This window comes from Microbacterium sp. NPDC006705 (assembly GCF_044903545.1).
Classification (GTDB): Bacteria; Actinomycetota; Actinomycetes; order Actinomycetales; family Microbacteriaceae; genus Microbacterium; species Microbacterium plantarum.
This window is the reverse complement of the sequence record NZ_JBJDQQ010000001.1, coordinates 931,566-944,283: the sequence shown is the minus strand read 5'-3', so window position 1 is coordinate 944,283 and position 12,718 is coordinate 931,566. Positions and strand designations below refer to the sequence as shown.

General features: G+C 69.6%; 12 protein-coding genes. 8 read left to right on the top strand and 4 right to left on the bottom strand.

What is annotated here, in order from left to right; translation table 11 throughout:
• Nucleotides 1-36 precede the first annotated feature (36 nt).
• A complete protein-coding gene (locus ACI2K6_RS04550) occupies nucleotides 37-717 on the bottom strand; it encodes a response regulator (RefSeq protein ID WP_404568170.1) in 681 nt (226 codons plus the stop codon).
• A complete protein-coding gene (locus ACI2K6_RS04545) occupies nucleotides 714-2,015 on the bottom strand; it encodes an ATP-binding protein (protein ID WP_337994940.1) in 1,302 nt (433 codons plus the stop codon). The genes ACI2K6_RS04550 and ACI2K6_RS04545 overlap by 4 nt, the downstream gene beginning before the upstream one ends.
• A gap of 117 nt (nucleotides 2,016-2,132) precedes the next feature.
• Between ACI2K6_RS04545 and ACI2K6_RS04540 the strand changes: the two genes are divergently transcribed.
• Nucleotides 2,133-3,581 carry a cation:dicarboxylate symporter family transporter gene (locus ACI2K6_RS04540; protein ID WP_112613717.1) on the top strand — a complete coding sequence of 483 codons (1,449 nt, stop codon included), beginning with the start codon at nucleotides 2,133-2,135 and terminating at the stop codon, nucleotides 3,579-3,581.
• A 135-nt stretch (nucleotides 3,582-3,716) separates the two neighbouring features.
• On the opposite strand, the gene ACI2K6_RS04535 is transcribed toward ACI2K6_RS04540, so the two are convergent.
• Nucleotides 3,717-5,138: a DUF222 domain-containing protein gene (locus ACI2K6_RS04535; RefSeq protein WP_404568169.1), complete on the bottom strand. Its 1,422-nt coding sequence runs from the start codon at nucleotides 5,136-5,138 to the stop codon at nucleotides 3,717-3,719.
• 170 nt (nucleotides 5,139-5,308) lie between these two features.
• Nucleotides 5,309-5,491 carry a DUF5302 domain-containing protein gene (locus ACI2K6_RS04530; protein ID WP_036304634.1) on the bottom strand — a complete coding sequence of 61 codons (183 nt, stop codon included), beginning with the start codon at nucleotides 5,489-5,491 and terminating at the stop codon, nucleotides 5,309-5,311.
• A 289-nt stretch (nucleotides 5,492-5,780) separates the two neighbouring features.
• Here ACI2K6_RS04530 and ACI2K6_RS04525 point away from each other — a divergent pair, with 289 nt between their 5' ends.
• The 7 genes from ACI2K6_RS04525 to ACI2K6_RS04495 all read left to right on the top strand — a co-directional run bounded on the left by ACI2K6_RS04525 (nucleotide 5,781) and on the right by ACI2K6_RS04495 (nucleotide 12,717).
• Complete coding sequence (locus ACI2K6_RS04525; protein ID WP_112613723.1) at nucleotides 5,781-8,060, top strand: polyribonucleotide nucleotidyltransferase; 2,280 nt, start codon at nucleotides 5,781-5,783, stop codon at nucleotides 8,058-8,060.
• Between the two features lie 199 nt (nucleotides 8,061-8,259).
• A complete protein-coding gene (locus ACI2K6_RS04520) occupies nucleotides 8,260-9,282 on the top strand; it encodes an aldo/keto reductase (RefSeq protein ID WP_112613725.1) in 1,023 nt (340 codons plus the stop codon).
• Between the two features lie 85 nt (nucleotides 9,283-9,367).
• Nucleotides 9,368-9,967 carry a histidine phosphatase family protein gene (locus ACI2K6_RS04515; RefSeq protein WP_112613727.1) on the top strand — a complete coding sequence of 200 codons (600 nt, stop codon included), beginning with the start codon at nucleotides 9,368-9,370 and terminating at the stop codon, nucleotides 9,965-9,967.
• 4 nt (nucleotides 9,968-9,971) lie between these two features.
• Nucleotides 9,972-10,559 (top strand): GrpB family protein, encoded by a 588-nt coding sequence (locus ACI2K6_RS04510; RefSeq protein ID WP_282502278.1) that lies wholly within the window; start codon nucleotides 9,972-9,974, stop codon nucleotides 10,557-10,559.
• Nucleotides 10,560-10,623: 64 nt separating this feature from the next.
• Nucleotides 10,624-11,445, top strand: a complete 822-nt coding sequence (locus ACI2K6_RS04505; protein ID WP_112615043.1) for a TSUP family transporter — start codon at nucleotides 10,624-10,626, stop codon at nucleotides 11,443-11,445.
• A gap of 10 nt (nucleotides 11,446-11,455) precedes the next feature.
• On the top strand, nucleotides 11,456-12,271 hold the full coding sequence (gene dapB / locus ACI2K6_RS04500; RefSeq protein ID WP_282502279.1) for a 4-hydroxy-tetrahydrodipicolinate reductase: 816 nt from the start codon (nucleotides 11,456-11,458) through the stop codon (nucleotides 12,269-12,271).
• Nucleotides 12,268-12,717 carry a tetratricopeptide repeat protein gene (locus ACI2K6_RS04495; protein ID WP_282502280.1) on the top strand — a complete coding sequence of 150 codons (450 nt, stop codon included), beginning with the start codon at nucleotides 12,268-12,270 and terminating at the stop codon, nucleotides 12,715-12,717. Before dapB ends, ACI2K6_RS04495 begins: the two co-directional genes overlap by 4 nt.
• The last annotated feature ends 1 nt before the right edge of the window (nucleotide 12,718 follow it).

Here is a 12,718-nt window from a genome sequence, read left to right as displayed (position 1 = left end):
CCCCGCCCCGCCCCGCCCGCCGAGAGCGACGCGCGGTCAGGGGCGCCAGCGGTACTCGGCCTCGGGGCGGCCGGGGGCCCCGTAGCGCTGGGCCCGTTCGGCGCGGCCGGCGTCGGCGAGGTGCTCGAGGTATCGTCGCGCCGCGACGCGCGACATCCCGAGCGCCTCCGCAGCCTCGCGGGCGGACAGGGCTCCGGCCTCGCGGAGCCGGTTCGACACGTGCTCGAGCGTCTCGGGAGAGAGCCCCTTGGGGACGGGCGCCGTGACCGGGCGCAGCGCCCCCAGCATCGCGTCGATCTCGGCCTGGGTCGCCGCGCCCGTGGTCTCGCTCGCGCGCTCGCGGTAGCGCGCGTACTGCGACATCCGTTCCCGGAAGTCGGCGAAGGTGAAGGGCTTCACGAGGTACTGCACCGCGCCGAGGCCGACGACCTGGCGCACCACGTCGGCATCCCGCACCGAGGTGATCGCGATGACGTCGACATCCCGGGCTCGCGCGCGCACATGGCGCAGGACGTCGAGTCCCGATCCGTCGGGCATCGTCATGTCCAGCAGCACGAGGTCGATCTCGTCCGTGGCCGGGCTGTCGAGGAGGGCTCGCAGGGCGGCACGTGCGCCGCTGCACTCGGCGACGACCCGGAATCCGTCCAGCCGCTCGATGTAGTGGCGGTGGAGGTCGAGGGTGAGGGCTTCGTCGTCGACCAGCAGCACGCCGATCATGTTTCCCTCCTCGGCAGGATGACGCGGAACGTCGTCGGGTCGTGATCGAGGGTGAGGCTACCGCCGGCGTCGTCGACGATCGCTGCGACGAGGGCGAGACCGACACCACGTCCTTCGGCGCCGGCGGGTTTCGTGGAGAAGCCGTGCTCGAAGATCCGGCGCCGGAGCTCGGGAGGGACGCCGGTTCCCGAGTCCGACACGGCGATCTCGAGCTCGTCCTCCTCGGTGCGCGTCATCCTGATCTCCACCCAGCGCGGTTCGGGCCCGCCGGCGGCGGCGTCGAGCGCATTGTCGATGAGATTACCGACGACCGAGACGGCGTCGACCGGCGAGAGCACCGAGCGAGGCGCGTCGGGTTCGATGCGGGAGCGCCACCGGATGCCGCGTTCCTTGGCCTGCGAGGCCTTGCCGAGCAGCAGCGCCCCGACGGTCGGGTCGCCCTCGCGGCGGGCCGCGACCTCGTCGACCAGCACCTGGCTCTGCCGCGAGGTCTCGGCGAGGATCTCGATCGCCTCGGGGGTGCGACCCAGCTCGAGCAGGGCGATGGCGGTGTGCATGCGGTTGCCGTGCTCGTGGGTCTGCGCCCGCAGGGCTTCGCCGAGTGTACGGAGCGACTCGAACGACGAGACGGCGTCGCGGACGGCGCCGGCGGGCAGGTCTCCGGTGACCTGCCGCGTCGCCCGACGCGCGACGACGGCTCCGACGAGACCAGCCGCCAGGAGCGCGGCCGCGATGCCGACGACGACGAGGATGCGGGGCCCCAGAGTCGCCGCGATGCTGCCGATCGTCACGCCGACAGAGACCCACCCGACGACGGCGCCGCCGCTCTCCACGGGCACGATGGTGCGGATCGAGGGGCCGAGGGTGCCCGTGAACTCCTCCGTCAACGCGCGTGACGTGGTGGGGATCGAACCCAGGTAGCGCTCGCCGATCCGCTCGGCGTCGCGGTGCGTAATCCGGATGCCGCTCGGGTCCATGATCGTGACGAAGTCGACGCGGGCATCGACGATCACCTGTTCGACCTGGGGCTGCAGCTCCGCGGATGCGAGGTCGCGGTCGCCGGCGGCGAGGAGGTCGGCGACCTGCGCCGAGTCGGCGACGGTCTGCGCGACGGCCTGGGTGACGCGCTCGGCCTCGGACCGCGCGGACCGCTGGCCGTCGGCGATGAGGATGCCGGCGATCGCCAGGGTGAGGAGCGCCACGGCCACCGCGACCGCGACGAACACGAGCGAAGCGGCGCTGCGGGTGCGCGTTGTCATGCCGCTCTCGCTCTCGTCGTCGTCGTCGGGTGCTGCCACGTCGCAGGCCGTGACCAATACGACCATAAATCGGCGTCCGCGCGGAACGGCCGGACGCTGAGAGCGCACCGACAGAGACGTCGGCATCGGACAACGACTGTTCAGCTGGAGGAGACCATGGCTCTCACATCATCTTTCCGCCTGCCGGGGTACAACGCCCGGAAAGGCAAGCAGGCCTGGGACAAGCACACGTGGCTCTACGTCTCGGTCATCCTGGCGGTCGTGCTGGGCGCGGTCGTCGGCCTCGTATGGCCTTCCTTCGCCGTCGGTCTCGAGCCGCTCGGCAAGGGCTTCGTCAACCTCATCAAGATGATGATCGCGCCGATCATCTTCTGCACGATCGTGGTGGGCGTCGGCTCCATCGCGAAGGCCGCGACGGTCGGGCGCATCGGCGGTCTCGCGCTGCTGTACTTCATGGTGATGTCGACCTTCGCCTTGGCGATCGGACTCATCGTGGGCAACATCATCCACCCGGGTGAGGGGCTCAACATGCAGAGCGCGGTCTACGACGCCGGGGCGGCGGCCGAGGCGAAGTCGACGACCGACTTCCTGCTCGGCATCATCCCGACCACCTTCTTCTCGGCGTTCACCGGTGAGAGCGTGCTCCAGGTGCTGTTCATCGCGCTGCTGGTCGGCTTCGCGTTGCAGGGACTCGGCGAGAAGGGCGCCCCGATCATGAGCGCCGTGAAGAACCTGCAGACGCTGGTCTTCCGCATCCTCGGCATGATCCTGTGGCTTGCTCCGATCGGCGCCTTCGGTGCGATCGCCGCGGTGGTCGGCAAGACCGGTGTCGCCGCCATCGTGAGCCTCGGTGTGCTGATGATCGCGTTCTACATCACGTGCATCGTCTTCATCGTCGCGGTGCTCGGCACGCTGCTCTACGCCGTGGCGCGGATCAACATCTTCAGCCTGATGAAGTACCTCGCCCGCGAGTACCTGCTGATCGTCGGGACCTCGTCGAGCGAGTCCGCGCTGCCCCGCCTGATCGCCAAGATGGAGCACGTCGGCGTCTCGAAGCCGGTCGTGGGTATCACGGTCCCCACGGGATACTCGTTCAACCTCGATGGGACGGCCATCTACCTCACGATGGCGTCGCTGTTCATCGCCGCCGGGATGGGCGCTCCGATGTCGATCCCCGAGCAGATCGGACTGCTGGTCTTCATGATCATCGCCTCGAAGGGCGCGGCCGGAGTCACCGGCGCCGGCCTCGCGACCCTCGCCGGCGGTCTGCAGGCGTACCGGCCCGACCTCGTCAACGGCGTCGGCGTGATCGTCGGCATCGACCGGTTCATGTCGGAGGGTCGCGCGCTGACCAACTTCACCGGGAACGCGGTCGCGACGATCCTCATCGGAACCTGGACCCGCGAGTTCGACCGCGACCAGGCCCGCGCCGTGCTCAGCGGCGAGCGCCCCTTCGACGAGGCGATGCTCACCGGTCACGGTCACGACGGGATGTCGAACGACACCGGCGCCGTCAACACGCAGGGACTCGGTGACGCCGCCCTCGAGGAGGCCGCGGCGAAGGAGGAGCGCGCTCGCCTCCGCCGCGAGGCCGCGACGCGCTGACGGTTCCCGATCTCCGGTGGCCGCGGATCCGAGAAATCGGATGCCGTGGCCACCGGCATTCTCGACGGCAGGCGAAACCGGCTCGCTGGCGCGCAGGGCGACGGGCCCCGCGAGGAGAAGGTGGAACGCGACCGCTCAGAATGGCGCGGCCCCGGGGCCGGGTGGCTCTGTGGACGTGAAGGCGACCGTGAATGCGACGAGGGGTGGTGGTGCGTCTTCGCGATAGATCCGTCCGGTGGGTGAGGTCCAGATCAGCCTTCCGCCGGGGAGTTGTCGTACTCGCCATCGGGTGTGGTGTTTGACGTCGTGGTGTCTCTTGCAGAGGTTCGCGAGGTTGCACACGTGCGTCGCGCCGCCGTCGGATGCGGCGATGGTGTGGTCGATCTCGCAGCGGATGGCGGGTTGCCGGCATCCGGGGAACCGGCAGTGCCGGTCTCGGGCTCGCAGCAGCCGCACCATGGCAGCGGTGGGCCGGTAGCTGTCGCATTCGAGGACGGTTCCGGTGACCGGGTGGGTGAGAAGCCGGTCCCACGAGGTCGCGTTGCCGGCGAGTTCGCGTGCGGTGTTCGCATCGATGGGGGAGCGCCCCGCCAGATCGGCAGGCCCCTCGTCTTGCCCCATGAGTGTCAGCGCGGACACGGCGACTTGCACGTGTGCCCGGATTGCCCCGAGCGTTCCGCCGCCGTCACCGGTGCCAGTCGGGTCGAGCGCCGGCGATCCAGTCAGGAGGAGGTCGCTGAACACGTCGGCGCGGACCTGATCGATCGTGCGGGCATCGTCGACGAACGACGACCCGTCGCGAATCGTCGTGTCGGCGCCGGGTGAGCCGCCGTTCGCGTCGGCTCGAACGCCAGGCGCCTCGGCTCGAGCGTCAGGGGCGTCGGCTCGAGCGTCAGCGCCGCCACCCGCCCCGTCAGCCTGGGCCCGCGCGTTGATGATCTCCCGCGCCTGCCGCGTGAGCCGGTCCACGATTCCGTCGGCGATCACGGTCGGCAGGGTCGCGATCAGGTCCGACATCCCATCCGCCCCGGCCTGCACTCGCACGCACCGCCCCGCCGCGGCCTCCTCGTGCCGCTCGGTGAACGACCGCGGGTGCATCTGCTCCGCCAGCATCCGCAATGTCTCCAGCACCCGGTTGGGCCTCTCGCCCTCGCACCGCTCGATCGCGACCCGCTCGAACTCCGCCCGGCCCTCTGCGGGCACGAGGCATCCCGTCTCCTGAATCACCCGGACATGCCCGCGGACGATGCGCCCGGCTTCCCAGGCCGCCATCGTCACCGGGTAGTTCTCAACCAGGTCCCGCGCTTCGTCGATCCGCCGCTGCAAAGTGCGGTCGGTCGTGACGAACACTCCGGCAAGTTCCGCGGCGATGCCCCGCAGCGCCATCTCGCGCGCCTTGACCTTCTCCGACGCCCCAGCGGCCTGCTTCTCGGCCAGCAGCCCAGCCGCTGCGAGCACCCGAACCTCACGAATCTGCACGGCTCGCGCGGCATCCGAAACGCCCTCGGCATCCGCGACCAGCTGAGCGAGCGCGTCGACATCGCTGTCGCTGCCCATCCCGCAGCCTGCCCGGCTACCGATCCCATCATTCGAATGCATGTTCGAATACTGTCACGAACCTCCGACATCGCCCCGCCACTCTGCACACACCCCGAAGCGCCCGAGAAATACAGGCGGGGCTCGGACGCGTCAGCATCCGAGCCCCGTTCGCGGGCGGCCGTTCGGCGTCACCCGCTCTTGCGGCGGAACTCCCGCTTCGTCATGGCACCGTGCGACGCGTGCACCGACGAATCGCCGTCGAGGTGTGCCTCTCCGGTGCGGTGCTGGGCGTTCTTCTTTTCGAGCGCCTCGCGGAACTTGCGCTTCACATCGTCGGATGCCGCGCCCGCGGGCTTGTCTGCTTCGCTCATGAGGCCACGATACGCAGGCGAGGGTCTCGCTGGTAGGCTGGGGCAGGTTGCCGTCCGGCACCCGCTCAATTCAACACTGAGCTCATGGAGCGGATCCGGCAGGAAGCTGGTCCCCTGTGGTGGGTTCCCATCCCGATCGAATGCCGATCGCGGAGATGGTGATCTTCGACTGGTGACCAGCGCAGGCGGTTCTCGCGGTTTCGTCCGCGCGCCCATATCTGCCCCGCTCCTTCGCACGATCTCGTGCGCGAAACGCGCGTGCGAGTCTAAACAAAGAAGGAGGGACCTCTTGGAAGGTCCAGAAATCACCGCAGCCGAAGCCGTCCTCGACAACGGCCGCTTCGGCACCCGCACGGTCCGGTTCGAGACCGGACGCCTGGCACAGCAGGCGCAGGGCGCCGTTGCCGCCTACCTCGACGAGGAGACGATGCTCCTCTCGGCCACCAGCGCCGGCAAGCACCCGCGCGAAGGCTTCGACTTCTTCCCGCTCACCGTCGACGTCGAAGAGCGCTCGTACGCCGCAGGCAAGATCCCCGGCTCGTTCTTCCGCCGCGAGGGACGCCCCTCGACCGAGGCGATCCTCGTCTGCCGTCTGATCGACCGTCCGCTGCGCCCGTCGTTCGTCGACGGCCTGCGCAACGAGGTCCAGATCGTCATCACGGTCCTCTCGATCGCACCCGGCGAGTACTACGACGCCCTCGCGATCAACGCGGCATCCGCTTCGACGCAGATCTCGGGCCTGCCGTTCTCCGGCCCGATCGCCGGTGTTCGCCTGGCGCTCGTTCCCGGTCACGGTGAGCACGAGGACCAGTGGGTCGTCTTCCCGAACCAGAAGGTCGTCGAAGAGGCCGTCTTCGACCTCACCGTCGCCGGCCGGGTCCTCCCCGACGGCGAAGTGGCCATCATGATGGTCGAGGCCGAGGCGACCGAGGGCAGCTGGAACCTCATCAAGGGCGGCGCCGTCAAGCCGAGCGAAGAGGTCGTCGCACAGGGCCTCGAGGCCGCGAAGCCCTTCATCAAGCAGCTCGTCGAGGCGCAGGCTTCGATGGCGGCATCCGCGTCGCGTGAGCCGGGCGTCTACCCCGTCTTCCCGCCGTACGCCCCGGAGGTCTACGACTTCGTCGCCGAGCGCGCCTACGGCGAGCTGACGAGCGTCTACCAGATCGCCGACAAGCAGGAGCGCCAGAACGCCGACGACGCGATCAAGGACCGCGTCAAGGGCGAGGTCGCCGCTGCCGTCGAGGCCGAGCAGCTCCCGGCGTCCGCGCTCGCGGAGTTCTCCGCCGCCTACAAGTCGGTCACCAAGAAGATCGTCCGCGGTCGCATCCTCAGCGAGGGCGTCCGCATCGACGGTCGCGGCCTGGCCGACATCCGTCCGCTCGACGCCGAGGTGCAGGTCATCCCGCGCGTCCACGGCTCGGCGATCTTCCAGCGCGGTGAGACCCAGATCCTGGGCGTCACCACGCTGAATATGCTGAAGATGGAGCAGCAGATCGACTCGCTGTCGCCCACGACGAGCAAGCGCTACCTGCACCACTACAACTTCCCGCCCTACTCGACCGGTGAGACCGGCCGCGTCGGCAGCCCGAAGCGTCGCGAGATCGGGCACGGCTTCCTCGCCGAGCGCGCGCTCGTGCCGGTGCTGCCCAGCCGCGAGGAGTTCCCGTACGCGATCCGTCAGGTCTCCGAGGCCCTCGGGTCGAACGGCTCGACCTCGATGGGCTCGGTGTGCGCCTCGACCCTCTCGCTGCTGAACGCCGGTGTGCCCCTGCGCGCCCCGGTCGCCGGTATCGCGATGGGTCTCGTCTCCGACCAGGTCGACGGTGAGACCCGCTACGCGGCGCTGACCGACATCCTCGGCGCCGAGGACGCGCTCGGCGACATGGACTTCAAGGTCGCCGGCACGAGCGAGTTCGTCACGGCCATCCAGCTCGACACGAAGCTCGACGGCATCCCGTCGTCGGTGCTCTCGGCCGCGCTGACCCAGGCCAAGGAGGCTCGTCTGACGATCCTCGGCGTCCTCAACGCCGCGATCGACAGTCCCGACGAGATGGCACCGACCGCCCCGCGCGTCATCAGCGTCCAGATCCCGGTCGACAAGATCGGTGAGCTGATCGGCCCCAAGGGCAAGACGATCAACTCGATCCAGGACGAGACCGGCGCCGACATCTCGATCGAGGAGGACGGCACCGTCTACATCGGCGCGACCGACGGCCCCTCGGCCGAGGCCGCTCGTGCCCGCGTGAACGCGATCGCCAACCCCACCAACCCCGAGGTCGGCGAGCAGTTCCTGGGCACCGTCGTGAAGATCGCGACGTTCGGCGCGTTCATCTCGCTCCTGCCCGGCAAGGACGGACTGCTGCACGTCAGCGAGGTCCGCAAGCTCGCCGGCGGCAAGCGCGTCGAGAACGTCGAAGACGTCCTGGGCGTCGGCCAGAAGATCCTCGTGCGCATCACGAAGATCGACGACCGCGGCAAGCTCTCCCTCGAGCCGGTTCTCGAAGAGACCGCTGACCAGGACGGCTCGGCCGCTGCGAGCGAGGGCCCCGAGGCTCCCGCCGAAGGCTGAATCTCCTGATCACCCGGATGCCCGTCCCCGTCTCGGGGGCGGGCATCCGTCGTTCCCAGAGCGGCCGTGATGAAACAGTTATCTGGAATTCACGGCCCGTTCGCGACAATACGCGCCCACCGGTGCGGGGTGTCCTACTCTCGAAGTGCGCGCCGAGGAGCCGCGCCCCGCGATTCCTCGGTGTCGACGGAGGTGTGTGATGTCGGGGGACCGGGTGGCTCAGGTCGCAGCCGCTGGTGCGCCCGCCGCGGCCGTGCATCCCTCCAGCCCGATCCCGGTGCACGGCAAGCCCGTGGGCGCCGACATCCGCGTCGACCTGGCCGAGACCGGCAAGCGGATCTTCCCCCTCATCCTCGGCGGCTCCGAGTTCGGGTGGACCATCGATCTCGCAGCGAGCCACGCCGTCCTCGACGCTTATGTGCAGCGCGGCGGCAACGCCCTGCACACCTCCGACGGCTACGCCTCGGGTCGCAGCGAGCACATCATCGGCCGCTGGCTCTCCAGTCGGGGAAACCGCGACGACATCGTCGTCACGGTGCGGGTGGGGGGCAACCCCGACAATCCTGGGCTCGGCTCGGTGAATCTCGTACGGTCGGTGGAGGCGTCGCTCGGCCGGCTGGGCATCGATCGCATCGACCTGCTGTACCTGGATGCCGCGACCGACGGCGTCACGGCGCTCGAAGACACTCTCGCGACGGCGGAATGGCTCGTCGAGAGCGGGAAGGTCGGAGCGCTGGGAGCGGCCGGATACACCGCGATGCAGCTCGTCGAGGCCCGCATCCTGTCCTCGGCGGGGTACCCGCGTTTCGCCGCACTGGATGTTCCCTACAACCTGCTGCACCGGTCGGAGTTCGACGGTGACCTGCGTCTCATCGCCGGCGCCCAGGGCCTCGCGGTGACGCCCTCGCAGGCTCTCGAGCACGGCTACCTCACCGGGAGCCATCGCGATCGTTCCGGTCTGTCGTCATCCGTGCGCGGCTCGCAGCTCGCCGCATGGATGAACCGTCGCGGCGCCCGGACGCTGAAGGCGCTCGACCGCATCTCGGAGGAGCTGTCGGTCTCGACGGCAGCGATCGCGGTCTCCTGGCTCCTCGCGCAGCGCGTCGTCACGGCGCCGATCGTCAATGCGAGCCGGCCCGCGCACGTCGACCAGCTCGTGCAGGGTGTCGGCGCCCGGCTCGGTCGCTCGCACCTCGCGGAGATCGCGCGCGCCGTGGAGTGAGCCGATCTGTGACCCCGCGGAGCTCTTGTCGGAGGGGTGACGTAGGGTGGATGGCGCCCTGTTCATCGTTTCGAATCGAGCTTCTGTGACGCAGTATCTCTACCTCGTGCGCCACGGAGAGCATCAGGATGCCGAGCACGGTCTCGAAGACGGCCCGCTCTCGCCGCGTGGACGCCGTCAAGCCGAGCTGCTGGCCGATCGCATCTCCGGCGTGCCCCTCGACGCCGTCTGGCACTCGCCGCTCGAGCGCGCCCAAGAGACGGCGCGCGCCGTCGCCAAGCGCCTGCCGGCCCTGGCTCCGCAGGCGTCGTCTCTGCTGTTCGACTGCGTCCCGACCGGTATGACGCCCGATACGCCCGCCGCCTACGAGCCCTTCTTCGGGTCGTACACCGAGGCCGAGACCGAGGCGGGCGCAGCGCAGATGGCGGATGCGGTGGGGGAGTTCCTCGCACGCAAGCCCGACGCCCACGAACTGCTGATCACCCACAACTTCGTCATCGCCTGGTTCGTGCGCGAGGTGCTGCAGGCACCTGACTGGCGGTGGTTGACGATCAACCAGGCTCACTGCGGGCTGACCGTGCTCGCGCAGCGCCCCGGCCGCCCCTGGACGATGGTCTCGCACAACGACCTCTCGCACCTCCCTGTCGAGCTGCGCACCGGCCTTCCCGACATCCTTCCCGTCTGAGCCGATGGCCGAGGCGCCCGCCGAAGAGCCCCGTAACCCCGCGCAGCTTCAGCCGCATGATCCCGCGTGGGCCGTCGAGGCGCGGGCGATCCTCGATCGCGTCCACAACGCTCTCGTCGGGCTGCCGGGAGTCGACGCCGCCCGCTTCGACCACATCGGGTCGACCGCGGTACCGGGACTCGACGCCAAGCCGATCATCGATCTCCAGGTCAGCATCCTTCCCCTGCCGGCCGAGGACGAGCTCAGCGCGCGACTGGGACCTGTGGGCTTCCGTCGCGAGTGGGGGTCTCGGCCTGATTCTCCCGGTGTCAGCCGCGACATCCCGCGTGGTGCCGAGGACGTTCCCGATGAGGTCTGGGAGAAGCGGCTGTTCGTCGCGCGCGGCGCCGACGTGATCCTGCACGTGCGCCGCTCCGATTCGCCATGGGCGCGCGAGACGGTGCGATTCCGCGACGCCCTCTGTGCCGACCCCGTGCTCAGCGCTCACTATCAGGACCTCAAGCGCCGACTGTCGGCTGCGAACGCGGGCAAGGCCGATTACGACGACTACACCCGAGCGAAGACGGCGTTCTTCAGCAACATGCACGGCTGATCCGCGGCGCGAGCCCGGCTCCTGCCGATTGGACGCGGCGCGCACCGAACCGGAGAATCGATCGGTGCTCGATGGTCCTCTGCTCGCCGACTGGCTTCCCGTCTCCGTCTCCGCGCTGATCTTCCTCATCGTCGCGGCCGGGGTGGCCGGCTGGGTCGACGCGGTCGTCGGCGGGGGAGGGCTGATCCAGCTCCCCGCCCTCGTCATCGGCGTGCCCAAGGATGTCGCGACGCCCTTCATCCTCGGGACGAACAAGCTGTCGTCCTTCGCGGGCACGCTCTCGGCCAGCTGGGTCTATCTGCGCCGCATCCGCGTGCAACTGGTCCTCCTCGTGCCGCTTGTGGCCGGCGCATTCGGGGGGTCGGCCGTGGGGGCCGCGCTGTCGCGCTACGTCCCGCGGGAACTGCTGACGCCGATCGTGCTGGTCGCGGTCGTGGCGGTCGCGATCTACACGCTGCTGAAACCCAAGATGGGCTTGAACCACGAGCCGCGCCACGAGTCGCGTGCGGCGATCGTGTGGCGCTCGGCGCTCATCGGAATCGTCGTCGGCTTCTACGACGGCATCCTCGGTCCCGGCACCGGTTCGTTCTTCGTCATCCTGCTCGTCGCCGTGCTCGGATACGGCTTCCTCCAGGCGAGCGTCAACGCCAAGATCGCCAATCTCACCACGAATCTCGCAGCGCTCCTCGTCTACGGGGTGCACGGCGAGATCCTCCTGCTGCTCGCCGTCGTCATGGCGGCGGCGAACATGACGGGCGGGTTCATCGGCGCTCGCATGGCGACGAAGAACGGCAGCGGCTTCGTGCGGATCGTGTTCCTCGTCGTGCTGTCGATCCTCGTCGTGAAGCTCGCTTGGGACACGTTCATGCAGTTCGCGCCCGCGTAGGCTGGTGGTCATGACCACGCGCGTGGCCCTCGTGGGCGGCACCGGAAAGCTCGGCGGCATCATCCGAGACGTCATCGAGGCGTCGGAGGGCTTCGAGATCTCGGCGGTCCTGACGAGCCGCAGCAGCCTCGACGAGCTCGACGGCGCCGACCTCGTCGTCGACGCCTCGACCCCGGCCGTGTCGACGGATGTCGTGCGTGCAGCCATCCAGCGCGGCCTCAATGTGCTCGTCGGCACGTCGGGCTGGTCGCAGGAGCGGATCGCGCAGATCCGCCCCGCTGCGGATGCTGCGGGCGTCGGAGTCGTCTTCATCCCCAACTTCTCGCTCGGCTCGGTCGTCGGCAGCGCCCTCGCCGCTGCAGCCGCCTCGCTCTTCCCCTCGATCGAGATCATCGAGGCGCACCGCGACACCAAGGTCGACTCTCCGAGCGGTACCGCAGTCCGCACGGCCGAGCTCATCGCCGCTGCCCGCACCGGCGTCGGTCCGGTCGAGTCGCCCCACGCGGACCAGCGCGCCCGCGGACAGAAGGTCGCCAGCGTCCCGATCCATTCGCTGCGCCGGCCCGGCGTCATCGCCCGCCAGGAGACGATCCTCTCGGGCCCGGGCGAGGCCCTGTCGATCGTGCACGACACGATCGAGCCCGCGCGAGCCTATGAGCCCGGCATCCGAATCGCGCTCGACGCCGCCCGAGACGCGCGGGGCATCACCGTCGGGCTCGACAGCTTCATCGACATCGGGATCCGGCCGCCCGCCGCGACGAACGAGAACGCGCCGACCGACGAGGGCGACGTCCCGGGTCAGGTCGCGCGAGCCACCGGAGCATGAGCGCCCGCATCCTGGCGTTGATCATGGCGGCGCTGCTCGCCATCTACATCGTCTTCGTCGCGCAACGCGCCGTGCTGCTCGTCATGTCCGGCGAGCCCGTGGGCATCGCGATGGGCGTCGCGCTGATCGTCCTTCCGGTCATCGCCGCATGGGCGTTATGGCGCGAGCTGGTGTTCGGCGCGAGCGCGTCGCGGCTCGGCAAGCGGCTCGAGCAGGAGGCGGCGCTTCCCGTGGAGACCATCGATCTCGCTCCGAGCGGCCGACCGGACCGCGCCGAGGCCGACGCCCTGTTCCCGCGCTACCGAGAAGCGGTCGAGCAGGCGCCCGAGGACTGGCGAGCGTGGTTCCGGCTGGGCCTCGCCTACGACGGCGCCGGCGACCGCCGGCGCGCACGACAGGCGGTCCGTACGGCGATCGCCCTCGAGCGAGCCGAGCGCAACGCCTGAT

What these genes read in the sequence shown, in the direction of transcription:
- dapB (WP_282502279.1), top strand. Translation starts at nt 11,456, where the DNA reads ATGACCACGCGCGTGGCCCTCGTGGGCGGCACCGGAAAGCTCGGCGGC.
- ACI2K6_RS04530 (WP_036304634.1), bottom strand. Translation starts at nt 5,491, where the DNA reads ATGAGCGAAGCAGACAAGCCCGCGGGCGCGGCATCCGACGATGTGAAG.
- ACI2K6_RS04510 (WP_282502278.1), top strand. Translation starts at nt 9,972, where the DNA reads ATGGCCGAGGCGCCCGCCGAAGAGCCCCGTAACCCCGCGCAGCTTCAG.
- ACI2K6_RS04495 (WP_282502280.1), top strand. Translation starts at nt 12,268, where the DNA reads ATGAGCGCCCGCATCCTGGCGTTGATCATGGCGGCGCTGCTCGCCATC.
- ACI2K6_RS04535 (WP_404568169.1), bottom strand. Translation starts at nt 5,138, where the DNA reads ATGGGCAGCGACAGCGATGTCGACGCGCTCGCTCAGCTGGTCGCGGAT.
- ACI2K6_RS04540 (WP_112613717.1), top strand. Translation starts at nt 2,133, where the DNA reads ATGGCTCTCACATCATCTTTCCGCCTGCCGGGGTACAACGCCCGGAAA.
- ACI2K6_RS04520 (WP_112613725.1), top strand. Translation starts at nt 8,260, where the DNA reads ATGTCGGGGGACCGGGTGGCTCAGGTCGCAGCCGCTGGTGCGCCCGCC.
- ACI2K6_RS04550 (WP_404568170.1), bottom strand. Translation starts at nt 717, where the DNA reads ATGATCGGCGTGCTGCTGGTCGACGACGAAGCCCTCACCCTCGACCTC.